The sequence below is a fragment of the Bacteriovorax sp. HI3 genome (assembly GCF_059738875.1).
In genome coordinates, this window is the sequence record NZ_AP026946.1 from 442510 (window position 1) to 462736 (window position 20227).

A 20227-nucleotide genomic window follows, 5' to 3' on the forward strand; every position below is an offset into this window, starting at 1 on the left:
AGAGATAATATATGGGCTCTCATTACGTTCACAATCTTGATCCAGTCATTTTAGATCTAGGAAGTTTGCAGATCCGTTGGTATGGATTGATGTATGTTGTCGGTTTTATCATTGCCGGTGTTCTGTTAAAAAAATTAGTCAAAGACAATTTCTTTAAAGTTGAAGAAGCAAAAATTGATTCACTGATTACCACGATGATCGTGTGTATGTTTATCGGTGCTCGCTTTGCTTACGTCTTCATTTACAACTGGGATTATTACGCTGATCACATGATGGAGCTTTTAGCTGTCTGGAAGGGCGGATTGAGCTTCCACGGAGCGCTCGCTGGTCTATGTGTTGGTGGATATATTTTTGGAAGACAAAACAAGCTGACATGGTTTGAGGTTATGGACAGTATCGCGCTGGCCGGAGCTCAAGGGTTATTCTTTGGAAGAATGGGGAACTTTATCAATGGAGAGTTGTACGGACGTCCGACAACTTCATGGGTTGGGATCATCTTTCCAAATGGCGGGGGATTAGCTCCAAGACACCCGTCACAGCTTTATGAAGCAGTCCTGGAAGGAATCGTGCTTTCAATCATTCTTTGGATGATGAAATCAAAAGTTAAAGTGTACGGGATGATCTCTGCGGCCTTTATCGCTCTTTATGGAATCTTCCGCTTTATTGTTGAATTCTACCGCGAACCAGATACACAACTTGGGTATTATTTTGGTTTTTTAACGATGGGTCAGATTCTTTGTTTCTTAATGATTATCGTAGGTGTGGCCGTAGGCATTTACGCGAAGAAAAGAAACACTACCATTTAGGCAAAGCTTCATTTAATTTCTGATAGAGTGGTGTGACGGTTTTATCTGTGCTCACCACTTCCACAAACATTGGGAAACAAGTTATTGAGCACGAACCGTGATAGATGACATTATTGCCATCGCGGTTCATCCATACGTAAAGGGAGCTCATGTCCTTGTTGACGTATTTATCCTGTTTTTTATAGCGCTTTTGTAAATCTGTTAAAACCTGGTCGTGGGAAAAGTGCTGGGGAAGGCGCACGTACATATCGGTGATCTTGTCGTCCTTAACCTGAGCGTAGATGTCGAGTATGTAGGATTTTTTGTTAACCTTGAATCGCCAGATTTTAATGTTGCCGTTGTCTTCAAAAATATCAGACTTGATTGCTTTGTCTTTTTTAGCTTCTTCAATCCCTTTACCCGGGAAAAATGATTCAATAACCGCCAGATTAAAATCGTAGTTTGGAGATTTTATTTCGGCCTTCGCTATGATCGAAATCCCTGCTAAAAACAGCATAAGCGAAAGATATTTTGTAAACTGGTTGTACATTCGACTATTTTAAGCGGAGCTTTATTTTCGCACTAGCCGGGAAAAAACTTTTTTTTTGAGGGATTTAAGGTTACACTTTTATCTGTATCTGTGCTCGATTCAACAGGAGCGTTGGATCACCTATTGTGACTTCATCAGGATGATAAATTTATGAAAAAAGACCGACTGATTCAATCTGCCTCTTCTAAATTATCTCTTCTTGTAGCCGCTCTTATCCTTACGTCATGTGCATCTACTTCTCAAACACAAAAAGCATCGACTAATCATGTGGCCACGAAAGATGGTTTTGCCTCTGAAAGCGTCCGCGAAGCTTACCTGCGTTTGAAGAAAACGGATTACACTGAGCAAGATAAGAAAATCGACGAAGAAGAAAGTGCGAAGATTGCTAAAGCTCAATCAAAGTCAATGATCACTGGAGCTTCAACTCTGGATGGTCTTGGAAACTATAAGGGAAAAACTTATTATCTTGAAGGTGCAGAAGAACTGAACCTTGAAAATAATTACTTTGATATCCCAGTTGTTTACAACGATCAGGTAAAAAAATGGATGGATTACTTCCTAAACAGAGGACGTCCTTTCTTTGAACGTTATACTGAAAGAGCGGGAAGATATGCGCCGATCTTAGGAGCAATCCTGGAAGAGCACGGTCTGCCTCGCGATCTTATTTTCTTAGCAATGGCCGAAAGTGGATTCAACAACGTAGCAAAATCTTGGGCGGCAGCTGTTGGTCCGTGGCAGTTCATGCCTTACACTGGAAGACTTTATGGTCTTGAACAAGATTGGTACCGCGACGAACGCCGCGACCCGATCAAGGCAACTGTTGCAGCGGCAAGATACCTAACAAAGCTTTATGATGATTTCGGACAGTGGGAAGTTGCAGCTGCAGCTTACAACGCTGGAGAAGGGAAGCTTGGACGTGCGATTAAAAAGTACAAGTCTGAGGACTTCTGGCACTTAACGAAAGGAAAGTACCTAAAAGCTGAAACGAAAAACTACGTTCCAAAAATTATGGCCCTTGCGATCATCGGAAAAAACCTGAAGTCATTCGGATTTGATGATGTTGAATTCCATGAGCCACTGGATTTTGATGAAGTCACAGTTCCAGCAGCGACAGACTTAGTGAAACTCTCTGAGCTAATGGGAGTTGATTTCGAAGAAATGCAACGCTTGAACCCAGAAGTTCTTCGTTGGTTCACTCCACCAAACATTGCAGAGTACCGTTTAAGACTTCCACCAAACACAGCTGAGAAATTCGCAGAATGTTGTGCAAAGGCAAACCTGATTGCGACAAACTTCCAGCAGTATGTAGTAGGTGGGAAGAAGAGCATGACTCTTGCTCAGATTTCAAAGAAATTTAAAATTAGAAAAGACTATGTAATTGCCAGCCTGAACAATGTTTCAGAAGGCGCTCGTTTCCAGCCGGGTGATGTGGTTAAACTTCCATTTAGAGATGGAGAGTTGGTAAGCCCATCGAATAACCTTTACGCTGACTTATTTGAAAAACCTCGCCGTGAAGTTTTGAAAAAGAACAGCCGTGCTTACAGAGCAAAGAGGTATGCAGCTAGAAAAAAGCCTATGCGCTATTACACCGTAAAAAAGGGAGAAACACTGTTCACCGTAGCACAAAAACACGGAATATCAGTGAAGCGGTTAATAGCGTCGAACGGAGACGTCCTTAGCAAAAAATCGAAAAAAGTTAATGCAGGCGTAAAATTAGTTATCAAGTAATCTAAATAAAATTTTTCTCTTATAAAAATGGCCCCTCTGGGGCCATTTTTCGTTTTAAAACCTCTTCCCAGTCTTATTTTCTTTGAAGTACACTTTGTTTTTAAAATAATTCCCGAGTGCCCTTCTCAAGGAAATATCTATGGCCTTTAAAGATCTTCATAAACTTAAGAAAATTGCGGTTGTTGAAAAAGAAAGCATCACAACTCCATACCTAGTGGTTGGAAAAGATATCTTCGCTCTTTCCTTATATAACGATCTGAAAAAAGCCCATGGAGATGACAAGGTACGCCTGCTTTCTCAGGACGCTGTTTTGCGTTCGGATCTTCTGCCAAAGGGGCCAAGTACAATCCGCGGAGAAGTGAATAAGAGATTCTTTAACGAGACATTTCCGGATATCGCCCGTACCGAAACGATGGAGAATGCTCTCTTCTATAAAGATATGACGTGGAAGAGTTTTGGTGGAAGAAGTAAGTCTGAAGTCCTGAAGTACGATGAAGAGTTCTATACAGGCGGACAAATCACTCCGGACTATGAACAAATCTTTAAAAACATCCCTCATTCTGATGAGTATCTGGAAGGGATCAATAAGGAAGCTTACCAGGTAAAAATCAAGTCTATTAAAAGGGAAAACGAAGGATTCGTCGTTGAATGTATCAACGGAACTGAATTTCACTGCGAGTTTCTTTATTTTGGACTTTCTCCTTATCATTATATGGAGTTCTATTCTGAAAAGAGCGAATTCTCTGACAGCTTTATGGAGTTCTGTGAAACCACTAAGACTTCTTCGGCCCTCTTTGTGAAATTTGTCTTCGATAAAACACCACTTTCAGACATGAAAGAGACGCTTTTTATCCCTCTAAGCTATACCCATGATTGGGGGCATTTTGTAGGAGAGTTTAGGGCCTCTAAAGATGGGCAGGAAATCGAATTCATGCACTTTATGGAAGACCATTTGATGTCGGAAGAAGACGTTTCAAGAATAATTCGTCTTTTAAAAAAGAATATGGAGAAGATTTTTGATAATTTTTTAAAAATTAAAAGTCATGAATACATCGCATTGGAGCAAGAAATTGGGTGTCTTAAAATTGACGACGAGCTTTTTCTTAAAAGTTTAGAAGCCGGCAAAAACGAAATGAAAAATCTCTTTTTCATTGGGATCAATGCTCCGGTTACTAGCGAGCAGTGTGCTAATTATACGTTCGAATATTCCAAGAAAGATCTAAATGGGGTGATGCGCGCCCTTGTTATTCAGTCTAACCATACGAAAAAATTTGACTAGGGTATGTTGACAAAAGAATCGACTGCTCACAACATTTAATGAAAGACGTGATTTATTAGGACAAGTATTAACATACTTAGTTTAACTTCAAGGAGAAGATTGAATGAAAAAGAGCGCATTAGTAATTGCAGGTCTTGCACTACTATCTACAAACGCATTTGCATCTAAAGCTAGATTAGCAGCTTTAGGCGGGAACGATGGAGCTGCAAACCTTTACGTTTCAGACAAAGCTAACGTTTTCAGAAACGCAGCTACAATCAACACGCACAAAAATTTCGTAGTAACTGAATGGGGTGACAATGTTAACGCTGATTCATCTACTGCTCCAAGAGCTGAAGGTGGATTCTTTAAAGACGCTGGATCTCTAGCTTACGGTCTATACCTAGGAAACGATGGTGAGAACGATACAACTAGAACAACTAACTATATGGCTCAAGACAACGCTCTTGACCTATTCTTAGGTGGTGACGCTGGTATGCAATGGGGAGCTCGTCTTCACTATGCATCTGGAAAAGACGATACAGGAACTGTTAAGAAGAAAAACTCTGCTTACGGTGTAGGTCTTGGTATGGTAATGGGAGCTGCTGAAGGGTACGCTAACGTTGACATCTCTGACAAATCAGAAGGTGGAGCTGCTGCTGGTGACGAGTGGAACCAAAAGCCATCTTTCACAATCGGTGGATCATATGACTGGTCTGGATACACTTTCTTCGGTGAATTCTCTAACGGAAAAGTAGAAGAAAAAGTTTCTGGAACAACTACATCTACAAAAACAACTGATATCAGAGTTGGTGCTGGACGTATTTGGGAAATCAACCCAACTGCTAGAGTTCTAGCTGACGCTTCTTTTGTTTACACACAAGAAAAAACAACTACTAAAGATAAGTTCATGGGTCTACCTGTAACTTTCGGATTCGAAGCTGACGCAACTTCATGGTTAACTCTTCGTGGATCAGTAGGACAATACGTTCTTCTAAACAACAGAAAGAACGGATCTGTTAAATCAACTGATGCTAACTCAACTACTGTAAACGGTGGTGCTACTCTTAACTTCGGAAAACTTGCTGTTGACGGTCTAGTTGGAACAACTGACGGAACAGGAGCTAACGGGAAGAAAGGTGTTCTTTCAACATCTAACCTTCTTACTAGAGTTGGTGTAACTTACAACTTCTAATTCTTAACTGAATTCAATGGGCCCACTCCGGTGGGCCTTTTTTTTAAGTATTTTTAAACTAGACAAATTTGCTTAAAGGGGAATCCTGCAATGAAAAAATCATTATTAATCGTAAGTGCTCTATCACTTATTTCAACATCGGCTATGGCTTCTCAAGCTAGACTTCTAGCTTTAGGTATGAACGAAACTGACAACGAAGGTATGTACCACGTTTCAGACGCTCGTAATATGTTCCTAAACCCAGCTTACATTAACCTTTACTCTAACCACGCTGTATTTGAGTGGGGAGATACTGGTCTAAACGCAAGAGCTGGAGCTACAACTTCAGTAGCAACTCTTAACAACAACACTTCAAGCCCAAAAGCTCAAGGTGGGGTTTTTAAGACATACGGTGATTTCGTTTACGGTCTATACTTCGGAAACGAGTCAAACACTTCATCTCTTTTAAGAGTTGCTGGTACTTCTGCAGCTTCAGCAATGAACGCATACACAGGGGCAGCTACTTCACCTCAATCAAAAATGCTTCAGACAGCTGATAACCAAGTTGATTTATTCTTCGGTGGTGGAAGCGATCTTAAGTGGGCCGTTAACCCAACTGTAGCTTTCGGAAAAGATGATGCAAGAAAAGCAAAAGATTCAGCGATCGCTCTACGTGGTGGTGTGATTGGTTCTGGATGGGATGCTCACTTAAACGTATCTCTGGCAAGTAAAGCAGAAGCAACAGATACTATTGCAGCAGCAGCTCTTGGTATCGGTTCAACTGCTGTTACTCAAGAATTCGAAGGAAAACTTGGTCTTCAAGTTGGTGGTTCATACGTATTCTCAGGAAACAATAGAGCTTTCGGATACGTGAAGCACTACGGATGGGAGCAAAAAGATAGCTTTGGTTACAATGCTACTCAACAAGCAAACATTGGTGGACAACAAGGAACTGTAAAAGGTGATTTCACTTCTTACTATCTTGGATGGGGATCTCACACAGATGTAAACACAACTGATAAACTTTTCTACTCTTTTGCAGCTAAGAAAACAGATATCAACTTGAAGTTTTCAAACAAAGGTGAAATCCGTCACATCGCTCTTCCATTAACAATTGGATATGAAGCTCAAGCAACAGATTGGCTAGTTCTTCGCGGATCAGTAGTTCAAAACATTTGGGGTCAACAAGACAACAAAAACGTGGATAACTACGCTGCAGGCGGAACTCGTTTAAATAAAGTTGCAAGTAACCTAATTTCTAAAATCTACGGTGGATCAGGAAAGAAGACTCTTGCGAACTCTACTCAGGTAAACGCTGGAGCAACTCTATCATTTGGACAAATTTCAGTTGATGGTCTAATCAGTGCAACTAACGGAACTGGAGCTCAGACAAAATCTGCAACAGATTCTAATGCACCAAAGGTTGGTATCCTTTCACTTGAAAACCTAGAAACAAGTGTTGCTGTTACTTACAAGTTCTAATTCTGAATTAAATGAATTGATTCATAATAAAAAAGCCGGGTTAACGCCCGGCTTTTTTTATTTTAAGCGCCAAAAGAGATATTTTGTTGGATTACAAAGTCAGATCAACAATCCTATGATTAACTTCACAAGAAATATAATCCAAGGATGGTTTTATGAAGTTTCTATTAACGCTGGCAACGTTCGCTCTTGCTCAATCTGCTTTTGCTTTTCCTACAGCTCCCTTTGATGCTCTAAAGACAACAATTGAACATTCAGAAAAATCAACTCAAGCTGAGACTTATGATTTCGAAGGAATCATTAAGCTTAACAACTGTTCAGGATCTTTAATCAGATTCCAGGGACAACCGACATCTTCTAAGGCCGTCGTTTTAACAAATGGTCACTGTTATTCTGCTGGAGTCTTTGGTGGAATGATGAAACCAGGTGAAGTGATTTATAACAAAACTATTTCTCGTGATATGAAGATCTTCAACAAAGATATGAAGACTTTCCCTGTTAAGGCAACTCGCGTGCTTTACGGAACAATGACTGATACTGATATTGCTCTTTATGAGCTTTCTGAATCATACGATTCAATCATGTCTAAATATAAAATTGAGCCATTTAGCCTGGATACAGTGAGACCGTTTGAAGGAACGAATATTGATATCGTTTCTGGGTACTGGGAACGTGGATACAGCTGTGCTATCGACGCTTTCATTTTCAACTTAAAAGAAGAAGGGTACACATTTAAGGACTCAATTCGCTACACGGATGGATGTGCGACTGTTGGTGGAACTTCAGGTTCTCCAATCATCTCTCGTGGAACTCGTTCAGTTATCGCTATCAACAACACAGCTAACGAAAGCGGGAAGAAGTGTACAATGAACAATCCTTGTGAAATCAATGAGCAAGGAACAATCACTGTTCTTCGCGACAAAAAGTACGGACAGCAGACTTATAATATTTATAGCTGCCTTCGCCCGGATTTCAACATCGACCTGAGTGTTCCAGGGTGTTTACTTCCAAAACCAAGAAGCTAATTTAAAGAAAACTTCATAAGGCCGGACTGAGTTCCGGCCTTTTTTATTTTACGAAATCAATTTGTCTTAGGGCTTCGTAAGCTGCGGCCGTGGCGGCATTGGCAAGGTTGAGAGACCTGATGTGCTCAGAATTCATTGGCAGGGTGACCAATTGAGAGGTGAAGGCGTCTTTAACTTCGGCCGGAAGACCTTTGGTTTCTGACCCGAAAATAAGATAGCTGTCTTTAGTGATCTTAAAATCAAAAATAGGTTTAGTGGCAAAACGAGAGAAGAGAAACATCTTATCAGCGCTAGGCTGCTCTTTTTCCATGAACTCTTCCCAATTCTCATACACTTTAAGCTTAACGTACTTCCAGTAATCAAGGCCTGCGCGTCTGACGGCCTTTTCATCGATATCGAAAGCGAGTGGTTTAATGAGAATGAGTTCGAGGTCGAGAGCGACCGTAGTGCGCCCGATACTCCCGGTGTTTCCGGGAATTTCAGGCGCAACTAATACGATCTTAAACTTAGACATTATTGCTTTTTAAGGTAATCAACAAGAGTTCTGATCACAAGACCTGAAGCTCCTTTTGCTGAACAGTATGGAAGGTGTCCTTGAGAGTCACCGATACCTGCGATATCTAAGTGGGCCCATGAGATACCTGGTTCAATGAAAGCTTCAATGAACGCAGCACCTTTAGCAGATCCACCGAAACTTGCTCCACCGATGTTCTTAAGGTCGGCTACAACTGACTTCATATCATTTTTGTGTTCGTCGATGATTGGTAGTTGCCACATATATTCATCAGAGTTCTTCGCTGATTTTAAAAGAGCGTCAGCAAGTTTTTGGTCATTTGAGAATAGACCGCAAACTTCGTTTCCTAAAGCTACAAGGATAGCTCCAGTTAAAGTAGCAGCGTCGATAAGTGCATCTGGTTTGTCATCACAAGCATAGTTAACAACGTCACCAAGAACTAAACGTCCTTCAGCATCCGTGTTTAGGATTTCAACAGTTTTTCCGTTGCGAGCTTTAACGATTGAATCTGGCATAGTTGCTTTTTCGTTAACAGCGTTATCTGTCATACCAAGGTAACAAGAAATTTTTACTGGAAGCTCTAGTAGAACTGCAGCTCTGAAAGCAGCGTATACTGTTGCAGATCCTGCCATGTCGAATTTCATATTCATCATTGAAGCACCTGGCTTTAATGAGTATCCACCTGTATCGAAAGTTAATCCTTTCCCTACAAGAGCGATGTGACGAGTTTTTGATGTCGCTTTTTTCGGAGTGTAAGTTAAGTGAACAAGGCGAGCTCCATAAGCTGAACCAGCGTTTACAGAAAGGAACATGTTCATGTTTTCTTTCTTAAGCTCTGGAACACCAAGAACTTTTACTTTTACGTTCTTAAGTGACTTAGCATCTTTTTCGATTTCTTTTGCGTATGTTTCAGAGTTAAGAATGTTTGGTGCTTCGTTAACGAAGTTTTTAGCTACAGTGATAGACTCACCAATTTTAGAAGCTTCAGCGATAGCAGCTTCGAATTTCTTCTGAGCTGTTTTCTTTTCGCTTGTAACCAGATTGATAGTTTGAAGCTTAGCTGTTTTCTTAGCTGAAAGGTGGCGGTCGAAAACGTAAGAAGTCATGTGAAGAGATTCAACGATTGCAGCCAGTGATTCTTCTTGTTCACCTTTTAGAAGGAACCCATCAAGGTGAAGGTTCATGTCTTCATATCTTCCAGACACTGCTTTGTAGATATGCGCGATTTGGCGTCTTAGAGTTTCTTTAGTTACTTTGTTCTTATCGCCAAGACCAAGAATGATTGCGCTTTGTCCGTTTACTAGAGTTAGAGCAAATGTTTCTCCAACGTCACCTTTGTAGTGCTTGCTTGCTACTGCGTGCTCGAAAGCTTCAGTAACTTCTTCTGGCCAGTGAGAGTGAACCAGGACTTTTTCAGCTTTTCCTTTAGATGCTGGAGCTTTTTTAGAGGTTTTTGTTGTTTTTGCCGCTTTTTCTTCCTGTGTCTTGTTAAAACAAGAATAAACATTGAGTTCAGCGGATGTTGGTGCGAAGCTTAAATTAATTTTCATCGGTACATTCCTATGTTTTTGATGTTTAAAAAAAAGTATTCAGGCTAAAATAGCACAGTCTATGTTAAAAGTAACCACTAGGTATTTAGCAGCAAATTTTATCCCTCCGTTCGCCATAGGCTTTGTGTTCTTCGTGGCGTTCCTCATTACCTTCTACATGTTTAGGATCATCTCGCTTATCGTGAACAAGGGAGTTGAAATCGGAACAGTCCTAGGGATGGTCTCTAATTTAAGTGTCTCGTTTTTTCCTCTTGCGACACCATTGGCCGTATTTTTTGCGACTATCTATACGTTGAACAAGCTCAGCGAAGACTCTGAGATCATTGCTATGCGCTCGTTTGGGATCACAAAGTTTAAGATTTATCTTCCTTTCCTTTTGGTTAGTTTACTTATTGGAGGAATGATTTTCTCACTTAATAGTGTTTATATTCCTAAGGCCAACGCTAACTTTAAGAACACCATCTTACGTCTGACATCAACGGGGATGCTGACCAGTATTAAATCAGGACAATTCTTTACCGACATTCCAAACGCAACGCTATTTGCTGAGGATGTGTCAGAGAATGGAGACAATTTTGATGAGGTCTTTCTCCACTTAAAAGATAAGTCGGGGGCAGAGCAGAGAATCATCTTTGCTAAAAAGGGCTCGCTGGTAAAGCTTTATGCCGATGAACAACAGGCCCCTAGTTTAAGGCTTCACCTGAGAGACGGTAACATTACCAAGATCAATGGTGATGGGGATCAGGTAGAGAAGGTGCTTTTTGAGCAGTATGATTTTCCAATTTTTAATGCTGATTTTGTCTCGAGCAGTTTAGACAAAGATAGTATGAAGACTAATAAAGAGTTGTATAAGACTATCGAGAATAGGCTCAGAGAGTACAACTATCTGATGCAGACTCCGGCCAAAAATGAAGATGATACGAAGATTAGAAAAGAGGCCAAAAAGTCGATTGTAAAATCTCAAATCGAATACTACGGACGCTTCATCACTCTTCCGCAAATCATTCTCTTTGTGCTTTTAGGTTTTACTTTAGGAATTAAGAAAGGAAGAGGCGGAGGAAGTGGGAACACTATCCGTGCAATTGTCTTTCTTCTTGGTTACTATGGTCTTTATTTCTTTTTGATCAGTTTGGCACAAAGAGGAGCAATAGGTGCTGCTCTTGCGAGCTTTTCACCTAGTGTCCTCTTGTTGTGTATTTCTTTTTATTATTATCGAAAATTAGATTGGGTCGGATAAGTTAGATATTATTAACTTTGCGTCCATCTGTTCTTGGAGCTTCCGCCGCTGGTGCCGGTGGAGGAGTTGGCGTTTTCTTCTGATTAACTTTTAAGTATTCATCACTCGTTAAAACAGAACCATCATCCTGGAAAACAAAGAGTGGTGCCATGTACTTCGTTTTCATTTCTTCTGGAAGAACGATGTTCTTTACGCCGCCTTTTGCTCCGGCCGTTAGATTCACAGGTTTGTTATTGTAGAAAACTTTTAGTGAGCGAGTGTTTCCAACAAACAGGCGAATTAAAGAACCTCTTAGAAAAAGAGTTCTTCCCTGGCGTAAAACAAACTTTTTAATTTCTTTGTCATCAACTTTGTACGTCAGCCACGAGTCGCCTTCGCTAGCATTGATAAAGACAGTTTCCTGACCTTTTGTTGGTTGAATACGGTACTTTGCTGGAAGAAGTTCGTCGTATTGTTCCTTTTCCATTTTTTCTTCAGCGAACTGTTTTTCAGCAATAGAAATCGTTGAAAGATTGATATCGTTAACAGTCACTTCAGCTGGTTTTGGGTTTTTATCCTGAATTAAGTTAACCTGAATTGGCTCTTCTTTTTTAGGCTCAACTGGTTCAACTTTCGCAACCGGCTTAGGTGCTGGTGCTTTTTTCTTATGAAGAGTAGAGAGAACTTCAGGAAGTTTTACTTCTGATTCTTCAGAAGATTTTTCCATGAAGTTTTTAACATTAAATCCAATAATCCCCACAATCAGGATAACGACTGCTGACTTCGCTAGAAAAACTGTTGAAGAAGCTGTTACTGATTTTACTGTTTCCAGTGGAGTTGTCGTGATGGCCGAAAGAGTGTTTCTTGCAGCTTCCGTTTTCATTTCCTGGTTGGGAACTGGGTGGTGCATTTGAGGAGCACTTTTTGCGTAAGCTGTATCAAGAAGCTCAAGGGCCATCTCTTGATTGATGCCCAGGATTTTTGACGTCGATTTTACGAAACCGCGAACATAAGCTTTGCTTGGAAGTTTTTCAAATTCGTCAGCTTCCAGGCTTTCCAGTAATCCAATGTGGATTTTCGTTTGTTGAGAGATGACTTTTAAACTAAGTCCTTTATCTTCTCTGCTTTTTCTGATCAGTTGTCCGATCGTTAGTTTTGGTTCAACGTGTACAGGTGTTTCTTGCACTGGCGTTGTTTCAATTTCATTTTCAGGTGTATTGTTTTCTTCCGTCATAGTTTCTTAAAAGTTCGGAGTCTCGACTGCGCGTGATTCTTTAATCACTTCAGTTTGAGAAGCTCTGGTTGATGATTGGCCTTCCGGCATATTTTCCAGCTTGCGAAGTTGAGCAACGGCCATCGAGCTAAAACGAGTTGATGGAAACTTGTCTGTAATTTCGAGTAACTTTCTTTTTGCTTCTGCTGGTTTATTTAAATTGATAAGTGTTAGAGCTTGTTGATAGTACGGAGCAGGTTCTTTTACACACGTTCCTTTTCCGGCATTTTTAAATGATTCAAGGGCCTGCGAGAAGCGGTATTCTTCCGCATACATTTCACCAAGCTTGTAGTGAGCAGCACAGTAGTCTTCTCTTTCTTTCACTGACTTTGCCAGGTACTCAAAAGCAGAACGTCTGTCGCCTTCTTTAAGCGAAAGAATTCCCAGGTTGTAGTAGTTTCTAAATTGATTGTTGAAAGTCAGGTCTTTTTCTACGCGCTCAAATTGCTCACGCGCTTCTTTAAGCCTGTTTTTTTCCATATACAGAGAACCAAGGTTGATTCTGGCGTCGCTGTTTTTTTGGTCAATACTAATGGCCTCTTTTAATTCATTTTCTGCGAGGACTGGCTGTTCTCTAAAATAGTAGGCCATTCCAAGATTGTTTCTGATTTGTGAATCTTTTGGATTTAGGTCTCTGGCCTGAGTCAGGTATGTAAGGGCCTGAGCGTAGTTTTTAGAAATTAATTCTTCTGTGCCGCGACCGTAATAAACTTCGGCCTTCTTTTCTTCAACTGTCTGCTCTTTTAGTTGATTGCTTGAACAAGAAGCAACAGCAAGTGTAGTAAGAGTTAAACATAACGCTTTTTTTAGCATGGGATCCTCACATCTCAATCCATTAAGATATGAGTCTATTTTAATCGCTCTAGGCTCTTCTTGTAAATATGCCGATTGTTTCAAAATGCTGTGTTGAAGGGAAAAGGTCGAATATTTCCACGCTCTGAAGATCGTAATTGCTCAAAGTCGCCAGTGTATCTCGAGTGAAACTGGTCGCTTCGCAGGCGATGAAGATAAATCCAGCTGGTTTAAATTCATTTAAAAAATCTTGTAAATTTTTTAATCCCGAGCGAGGAGGGTCAATAATTAACCAATCAGGACGAGGATAACCGTCTTTTTTAAGAGCGATGAGGCTTCTTACAGCGTTTTTGTCGTATAAATCGAGAGAAAAGAACTTCTGGTGGGCCGAAGGTTGGGGAGTTGTACGGTATTTATCCACAACTAGAGTTGGGTTTTTAAATTTCACGCTCAGGTTCCCATTTCCGCCGAAAAGGTCGTACACCACGGCCTTTGGAGGAATGATTTCATGGGCCTTTTTTTCAATCCAAACGCGCAAGCGCTCATTCATTTCTGCGTTTACCTGAGTGAAACCGCCATTGGCGTATGGGTAATTCACTGACACTTTTACGTTGTGCCCGCCAGTGTGATTGTCTCTTGAGTAAAGCTCGATATGGCCCTTAACTGGCTCTTTTGTCACTAGCTTTAACCAATTGTCGGCAGCGTAAAGAGCGCGAAGTTCATAAGCAACACTTGGCTCGATAATCTTACATTCAGGAACTGGGATGATTTCATTTTTATAGTTTAAAAGCCCGAGCTCTCTCTTCTTTTTATCGTAATGAAGTTGGATGCGGTTTCTGTATGAAAGTCTTCTTTTTGCGCCGTGAACTGTCACTGGCACTTCCGGGAATTTGAACATATGGCGGGCAAGTGCCGCTTTTTTGTATTCAAGTTCCTTTTCGTAACTAGTGTGCTGGAAATCACAGCCGTTGCACTCGCTGTAATGTGGGCATAGTGGTGCAATTCTATCTGGTGCAGGGGTGACAACGTCGCAAAGCTTGGCAAATTGAACCCCTTTTTTTGAAGAGAACACTTCCGCAGTGACAATTTCGCCTGGCAAAGTTTTTTTGATGAAGGTTACACTGCCTTCTTGTTTAGAAACGCCTTGCCCAATAGGATCAATATGCTGGATTTCGAACTCGTTTTTCATGAAAGGTGTCCTAAGTTTCGTATAATAAATTCAATTTTTAAGTATCTAATGCTATGGTGATTGCTATCTTTAATTTTAGGGATTTATGGATCAAAAATTTATTCGCAATTTTTCTATCATTGCTCACATCGACCACGGGAAATCGACTCTCGCAGATCGTATTATGGAAGCAACAAACGCTGTCTCAAATCGTGAGAAGAAAGACCGTTTACTCGATAACATGGATCTAGAGCGCGAACGCGGAATTACCATTAAAGCCCAGGCTGTTCGTATCCCTTATAAGGCGCAGGATGGCAATACCTATTATTTTAATTTGATAGATACTCCAGGCCACGTAGACTTCTCATACGAAGTTTCGCGCTCTTTAGCTTCATGTGATGGAGCTCTTCTGGTTGTGGACGCCTCTCAAGGGGTAGAAGCTCAGACGCTGGCCAACGTTTATATGGCCATCGACAACGACCTGGAAATCCTTCCAGTTATTAACAAAATTGATTTACCTCACGCCGATGCTCCAAGAGTGAAGAAGGAAGTTGAGGATATTATCGGAATCGATACCAGCGAAGCCTGTGAAGTTTCGGCAAAATCGGGAATTGGTATTGATGCTTTATTAGAACAAATTGTTCAAAAGATTCCTGCTCCAACTGGAAAATCAACTAACCCACTTCAGGCGCTGATCTTCGATTCGTGGTTTGATGTTTACCAGGGTGTAGTTATCTTGGTGAGAGTAGTTGAAGGAACACTAAAAAAACGCGAGAAGATTTTCCTTAAGGCCGGAGGCCAGGAATACGAAGTTTTAAAATTGGCGGTGAACTCGCCATTTTTCACTGAGCTTGATGAATTAACGGCCGGTGAAGTAGGGATGGTAATTTGTGGTATTAAAACTATTCGTGACGTTCATATTGGCGACACTGTTGTTCATGCCAACAAAAAAGAGACTCCAAATCTCGCTGGATACGTTGAAGTCAAACCCATGGTTTTTTGTGGTATTTTTCCTGTTGAGTCTACTGATTATGAAAATCTAAAAGAAGCTCTGGAGAAACTTGCTCTTAACGACGCCTCTTTCACATACGAGCCGGAGAGTTCTGCGGCCCTTGGATTTGGTTTCCGTTGCGGATTCTTAGGACTTCTGCACATGAACATTATTCAGGAGCGCTTAGAGCGCGAGTTTGGTCTTGCCCTGATTTCGACAGCTCCATCGGTGAGTTACAAAGTTTTAAAAAATAACGGTGAAGAAATCATGATCTCTAACCCGTCAGAGATGCCGGAGCCGGGAGAAATCCAATCTGTTAGTGAGCCGATGGTTCAATTATCGATTCACGTTCCGAACGAATACGTAGGACGTATGATCACTCTTTGTGAAGAAAGAAGAGGGATTCAGACTGAGATTAAATACATCACCGAAGACCGCGTTCAGGTTATTTACGATCTGCCACTTTCGGAAATGGTTTTTGATTTTTACGATAAACTAAAAGGTTTAACTAAAGGATACGCTTCGATGGACTATGAGTTCAGAGATTACGCAGAGGCCGACTTAGTTAAAGTTGATATTTTATTGAATGGGGACAAGGTAGATGCCCTGTCGATTATTTGTCACCGCGACAATTCTTTCTATAAAGGTCGTGACCTTGTGCAAAAACTTCAAAAATTAATTGATCGCCAACAATTTGATATTGCAGTACAAGCTGCAATTGGTGCTAAAATAGTTGCAAGAGAAACAGTCAAGGCCCTGCGTAAGAACGTACTTGCCAAGTGTTATGGTGGTGACGTCTCACGTAAGCGCAAACTTCTAGAAAAACAAAAAGAAGGAAAGAAGCGCATGAAGATGGTAGGATCTGTAGAGGTTCCGCAAGAAGCGTTCCTCGCTGTTCTTTCAACTGATGAATAAGTTAAGAATTGGAAGCTGTTTCAGCGATGCCAGATTCTAGGAGTTGAAGAGTGAAGGAGGAGGCGTGCTACTGCACGTCGCGCGACTGAACGATGAAGATGGTATTGATGAAATAGATTCATATAAAGGATTATATGCACCCACTGTTAAAAGAACATTTTTTAAAAGCATTGGACATCTATACACAAGGTGTACATTACGACACGCTTTTAGAAGCCAAGAAAGAGTATTTCACAATCACTGGTCAAGCTAACGACGACGATGATGATTTTGAAGCGCGCATGAACTCGTTTAACGAGTGGTACGTTCTTCAGTTTATTTCTATGCGTGGAACTAGAACTGTTATCAGCGATTACCTGATCAACAACCCGGTAGATGACTTCCTGGCGAAGTCCCTTTCAGGCGTTAACTATTCTCTATTTGAGTATGTCGGTAAAAACTTCAGAGGATACGATACTCTGTACGATATGCTTCACGATAAAAAAATCACTCTTCCAAAAGGAGAGTCGCTTCCATCAATCATTAAAGATGATATTTTCGTTGGGCGCGTTCTGACTTATGAAAACCAAAACTATCTGATGAGTGGCCTTTGTGTTATCCCAAAAGATGTTCGCGGTATCCTGAAGAAGGAATGTAAAAAAGTTAGAAAGCTGAAAAATCCTGGTGAGGAGCTAAAATTCCTTCTGAAGATTGAATCTTTTAAGACGAAGTGGATCCGCTACGGACACGTCGATGCCACAAAAATCTTCAAATTTAGTTAAGTTATACGGTTTTACCTTATTAAGAAATGGCGTGAAATACGATTACTCTTTTAGAGAATCGTTCACGTCATTATCTCATATCTCAGAGGAAGTTTACGTTGCTTTAGATAAAGGTGATGACAACTCTCTGGAAGAGTCACAAAAGATTCCCGGCGTAAAAATCATCCCAAGTACTTGGGACATGGCCCTGAAAAAAGGACTCGTGCTTTCTGTGGAAACGAACAAAGCACTTGAGGCCTTGAGAAAAGATCACGGGCAAGAAGATAATGCCTGGGGAATTTACCTGCAGGCCGATGAAGTTTTGCACGAAGATGATTACGAAAGATTAATTAAAGATATTGAGGAAGCTCAGAAGACTGGTTGTGATGCGATTTCATTCCGCTACTTCCATTTTTGGCAGACTCATCATCATGTGGCCGTTTCTAAAAAATGGTACCCGCATGAAATCAGAGCGATCAAACTAAAAACTAATATTGAATCCTGGGGAGACGCTCAGGGATTCAGAAACCAGACTAAAGTTTTCTTCACAGAGGCGCGTATTTTCCATTACGGCCACGTAAGAGAGCAGGACTCATATAAAGAAAAAATCCGCGATATGGGAAAACTTTATCATGAAGCTCAAGTGCTGGAAGAAAAGCTTTCCAAAGGCCAGAGAAATGCCAGCAAAAATAAGTGTGTTGAATATTTTGGCACTCATCCACTAGTGATGAAAGAGCGCATCCTGCGCATGAATGATATTTGGGAGCTTCCAGAAGTTTCTGAAGTGGCGATTGTGGGAGACCCGAAAAAATATTCTCAAACTCTTCTTAAAACAATTGGGGCCAAAAAGGTTTCTTGGTTTGCTTCAAGCAGCGAAGTTCCATCTGCTTTAAAGAAGTCGATGGTGTTAACTGAGCCAGGATTGTTTGATTACCTTTTTAAGAGAGCAGAGCCAGGTCTTGAAATGAAGTCGAAACTTCACCGTCCGTGGAGTGATGATTTTAAACTGATTTTCCAGTTATCCAGCAGACATATCGGGTTTCGCCACCCTTCTTAGAGCTCTCTTCGCGTCGAATCTTACAGAGAAATAATTTTTTGCATTAAGGCTTTTGTGAAGGCCTCTCAAGGTTTATGATCAAAGAAACTAATTTGAGAGGTCTATGTGGAACCACTATTGATTGTGCTTCTGATTTTTATCGCTATTTGCTTATTTGATTCATTGTTTATTGTTAACTCGCAGACTGCTGCCATTATTGAGCGCCTGGGGAAATACCATATCACAGCTCACGAAGGTTTAAACTTCAAGCTGCCGTTTATCGACAGAATTGTTATCAGAAGAAATTTAAAGATCGTTCAACAGGATATTGAAGTTGAAACGAAAACGAGAGACAACGTATTCGTAAGAACAAAAGTCTCTGTTCAGTATCAGATTATCAGAGATAAAGTTCACGATTCATACTACCGTCTGTCTGATCCTATCGCGCAGATTGAAAGTTATATCTTTGACGTAGTTCGTTCGGAAATCCCAAAACTTTCTCTTGATGATGTATTCGTTAGCAAAGACACTGTTGCTTTAGCAGTGAAAGAGTCTCTTGAAGAATCAATGGATGATTTTGGATTCATGATTATTAAAACTCTCATCACTGATATTGATCCAGATGAAAAAGTTAAGCAATCAATGAACGAAATCAACGCTGCTGAAAGATTAAGAGATGCAGCGATGGCCAAAGCTGAAGCTGAAAAAATCAGCATCGTTATGCAAGCTGAAGCTCACGCTGAAAGTAAACGTCTTCAAGGTCTTGGTATGGCCAACCAAAGAAAAGAGATTGCTTCTGGTTTAAAATTGTCGATTGAAGATTTAAAACAATCCGGCATTAACAATGAAGAGGTTTTAACTATTCTTTTAATCACTCAACACTATGATGCGCTAGAGGCCATGAGTAAAAACTCTCACTCAAACACTATCATGGTTCCGTACAGTTCAAGCAACGTAACGGGAATGAGAGACCAGATTCAGGAAGCGATTTTAACTTCGGTTAATTCGATGAAAGAAAGCCAGCACAGATAATGATTAAGGTGTCTCCTGCCTGTCTTTAAGTTCAGACTTAACGAACAGGTAGGGGATAACTCCCGTAAGATTCACCAGCGTATTGGCGATAAAGAATAAATTGAATAATGAAGCGCCATGATCAATTTGCAGCATCTTAAATAAATTTTCAAACAAGACGTGACCAACTCCCAGACCTGCCGGTGTGATAGGCAGAGCTGCGCCGATCATTCCGATGGGAAGAATGCTAAAGAGATTGAGTACTGAGGTTTCCAGAGGAATAAAAGGTTTAATTAAAAGCCAGATGCAGATAAAGAGTAACAACTGATTAAACACACTCAGCATAAACGTATAAAAAAATGGTTTAAACGATAGGCGGATGGAAAGCATATCAATTAAAGGACCCAAGACCTTTGGCCATCTGTTGAGGTAATGAGTGAGCTTAGAGACGAGTTTTTCTCTGTTGATCAGGTTGCTAAAGATCACAACAATAAAAATTCCAAGCCCGACAAAAAGAACGACATTCATGATGATGAACGTTAAGAGCGCAGGGTTGAGTGCCATGATGCTTTGGTATTGAAAACAGCAAATAAAAATCCCAATCCCCAATAGGCCAAGAAGCCCTACAAAACGATCGAGGGCTATAATGGAAGCAACGGTTGTGGCAGAGAGACTTTTATCCAGGTTTCTAAAATAGAAAAACTTTATGACATCTCCGGCACTGGAGCCCGGCAGGATTACGGAAAAGAAATTGCCAATTGCATTAAACGCAAAGAGTTTGGAAAAAGAGATTTTGTTTTCGCTCTTTGTTTCCAGGAGAATCTGGCAGCGGACATTGGCGACAAATAATCGAGCAACGAGCAAGGTTATAGCGAACACCCATAAGTAACCACTATTCAAGGTCTTTGTTACGAGAGAGAAATCCAGCTGATCATTCTTAAAAAGCCAATAGCATAAGGCAAAGGCCAGGAGGAATTTGAGGGTGGTTTTCATCTATAAAAATTTAGCATATTCCCTCG

Annotated in this window: 18 protein-coding genes; 11 read left to right on the top strand and 7 right to left on the bottom strand. The window is 40.7% G+C overall.

Annotation, left to right across the window (positions count from 1 at the left end):
- Positions 1-11 precede the first annotated feature (11 nt).
- A complete protein-coding gene (gene lgt / locus AC6JA8_RS02105) occupies positions 12-806 on the top strand; it encodes a prolipoprotein diacylglyceryl transferase (RefSeq protein ID WP_497975554.1) in 795 nt (264 codons plus the stop codon).
- Here lgt and AC6JA8_RS02110 read toward each other — a convergent pair.
- Complete coding sequence (locus AC6JA8_RS02110; RefSeq protein WP_497975555.1) at positions 796-1335, bottom strand: hypothetical protein; 540 nt, start codon at positions 1333-1335, stop codon at positions 796-798. The two genes, lgt and AC6JA8_RS02110, sit on opposite strands and share 11 nt — an antisense overlap.
- A 150-nt stretch (positions 1336-1485) precedes the next feature.
- Here AC6JA8_RS02110 and AC6JA8_RS02115 point away from each other — a divergent pair, with 150 nt between their 5' ends.
- The 5 genes from AC6JA8_RS02115 (at position 1486) to AC6JA8_RS02135 (ending at position 8002) form a co-directional block, all read left to right on the top strand.
- Entirely contained in the window at positions 1486-3063 is a 1578-nt protein-coding gene (locus AC6JA8_RS02115) for a lytic transglycosylase domain-containing protein (protein WP_497975556.1), read from the top strand.
- Between the two features lie 139 nt (positions 3064-3202).
- Positions 3203-4342 carry a hypothetical protein gene (locus tag AC6JA8_RS02120; RefSeq protein ID WP_497975557.1) on the top strand — a complete coding sequence of 380 codons (1140 nt, stop codon included), beginning with the start codon at positions 3203-3205 and terminating at the stop codon, positions 4340-4342.
- Positions 4343-4445: 103 nt separating this feature from the next.
- Positions 4446-5516 carry a PopA family porin-like outer membrane protein gene (locus AC6JA8_RS02125; RefSeq protein ID WP_497975558.1) on the top strand — a complete coding sequence of 357 codons (1071 nt, stop codon included), beginning with the start codon at positions 4446-4448 and terminating at the stop codon, positions 5514-5516.
- A gap of 90 nt (positions 5517-5606) precedes the next feature.
- The gene (locus tag AC6JA8_RS02130; protein WP_497975559.1) at positions 5607-6977 is read left to right on the top strand and encodes a PopA family porin-like outer membrane protein; all 1371 of its coding nucleotides are present in this window, start codon (positions 5607-5609) and stop codon (positions 6975-6977) included.
- 155 nt (positions 6978-7132) lie between these two features.
- Entirely contained in the window at positions 7133-8002 is an 870-nt protein-coding gene (locus tag AC6JA8_RS02135; RefSeq protein ID WP_497975560.1) for a trypsin-like peptidase domain-containing protein, read from the top strand.
- Between the two features lie 43 nt (positions 8003-8045).
- Here the strand turns inward: AC6JA8_RS02135 and AC6JA8_RS02140 are convergent, their stop codons facing one another.
- Positions 8046-8516: a tRNA (cytidine(34)-2'-O)-methyltransferase gene (locus AC6JA8_RS02140; RefSeq protein WP_497975561.1), complete on the bottom strand. Its 471-nt coding sequence runs from the start codon at positions 8514-8516 to the stop codon at positions 8046-8048.
- On the bottom strand, positions 8516-10066 hold the full coding sequence (locus AC6JA8_RS02145) for a leucyl aminopeptidase family protein (protein WP_497975562.1): 1551 nt from the start codon (positions 10064-10066) through the stop codon (positions 8516-8518). Before AC6JA8_RS02145 ends, AC6JA8_RS02140 begins: the two co-directional genes overlap by 1 nt.
- A 61-nt stretch (positions 10067-10127) precedes the next feature.
- Between AC6JA8_RS02145 and AC6JA8_RS02150 the strand changes: the two genes are divergently transcribed.
- Entirely contained in the window at positions 10128-11303 is a 1176-nt protein-coding gene (locus AC6JA8_RS02150) for an LptF/LptG family permease (RefSeq protein WP_497975563.1), read from the top strand.
- Position 11304: 1 nt separating this feature from the next.
- On the opposite strand, the gene AC6JA8_RS02155 is transcribed toward AC6JA8_RS02150, so the two are convergent.
- Genes AC6JA8_RS02155 through AC6JA8_RS02165 form a run of 3 tightly spaced genes read right to left on the bottom strand, consistent with a single transcriptional unit; the run spans position 11305 to position 14536 of the window.
- On the bottom strand, positions 11305-12516 hold the full coding sequence (locus tag AC6JA8_RS02155; RefSeq protein WP_497975564.1) for a helix-turn-helix domain-containing protein: 1212 nt from the start codon (positions 12514-12516) through the stop codon (positions 11305-11307).
- A gap of 6 nt (positions 12517-12522) precedes the next feature.
- A complete protein-coding gene (locus AC6JA8_RS02160) occupies positions 12523-13368 on the bottom strand; it encodes a tetratricopeptide repeat protein (protein WP_497975565.1) in 846 nt (281 codons plus the stop codon).
- A gap of 49 nt (positions 13369-13417) precedes the next feature.
- Positions 13418-14536 (bottom strand): class I SAM-dependent RNA methyltransferase, encoded by a 1119-nt coding sequence (locus tag AC6JA8_RS02165; RefSeq protein WP_497975566.1) that lies wholly within the window; start codon positions 14534-14536, stop codon positions 13418-13420.
- 85 nt (positions 14537-14621) lie between these two features.
- Between AC6JA8_RS02165 and lepA the strand changes: the two genes are divergently transcribed.
- The 4 genes from lepA to AC6JA8_RS02185 all read left to right on the top strand — a co-directional run bounded on the left by lepA (position 14622) and on the right by AC6JA8_RS02185 (position 19229).
- On the top strand, positions 14622-16421 hold the full coding sequence (gene lepA / locus AC6JA8_RS02170; protein WP_497975567.1) for a translation elongation factor 4: 1800 nt from the start codon (positions 14622-14624) through the stop codon (positions 16419-16421).
- A 134-nt stretch (positions 16422-16555) separates the two neighbouring features.
- A complete protein-coding gene (locus AC6JA8_RS02175) occupies positions 16556-17182 on the top strand; it encodes a hypothetical protein (protein ID WP_102242228.1) in 627 nt (208 codons plus the stop codon).
- Between the two features lie 31 nt (positions 17183-17213).
- Positions 17214-18218 carry a glycosyltransferase family protein gene (locus AC6JA8_RS02180; protein ID WP_497975568.1) on the top strand — a complete coding sequence of 335 codons (1005 nt, stop codon included), beginning with the start codon at positions 17214-17216 and terminating at the stop codon, positions 18216-18218.
- Between the two features lie 105 nt (positions 18219-18323).
- The gene (locus tag AC6JA8_RS02185) at positions 18324-19229 is read left to right on the top strand and encodes an SPFH domain-containing protein (RefSeq protein ID WP_497975569.1); all 906 of its coding nucleotides are present in this window, start codon (positions 18324-18326) and stop codon (positions 19227-19229) included.
- A gap of 3 nt (positions 19230-19232) precedes the next feature.
- Here the strand turns inward: AC6JA8_RS02185 and AC6JA8_RS02190 are convergent, their stop codons facing one another.
- Positions 19233-20201 carry a lysylphosphatidylglycerol synthase transmembrane domain-containing protein gene (locus AC6JA8_RS02190; protein ID WP_497975570.1) on the bottom strand — a complete coding sequence of 323 codons (969 nt, stop codon included), beginning with the start codon at positions 20199-20201 and terminating at the stop codon, positions 19233-19235.
- Positions 20202-20227 lie beyond the last annotated feature (26 nt).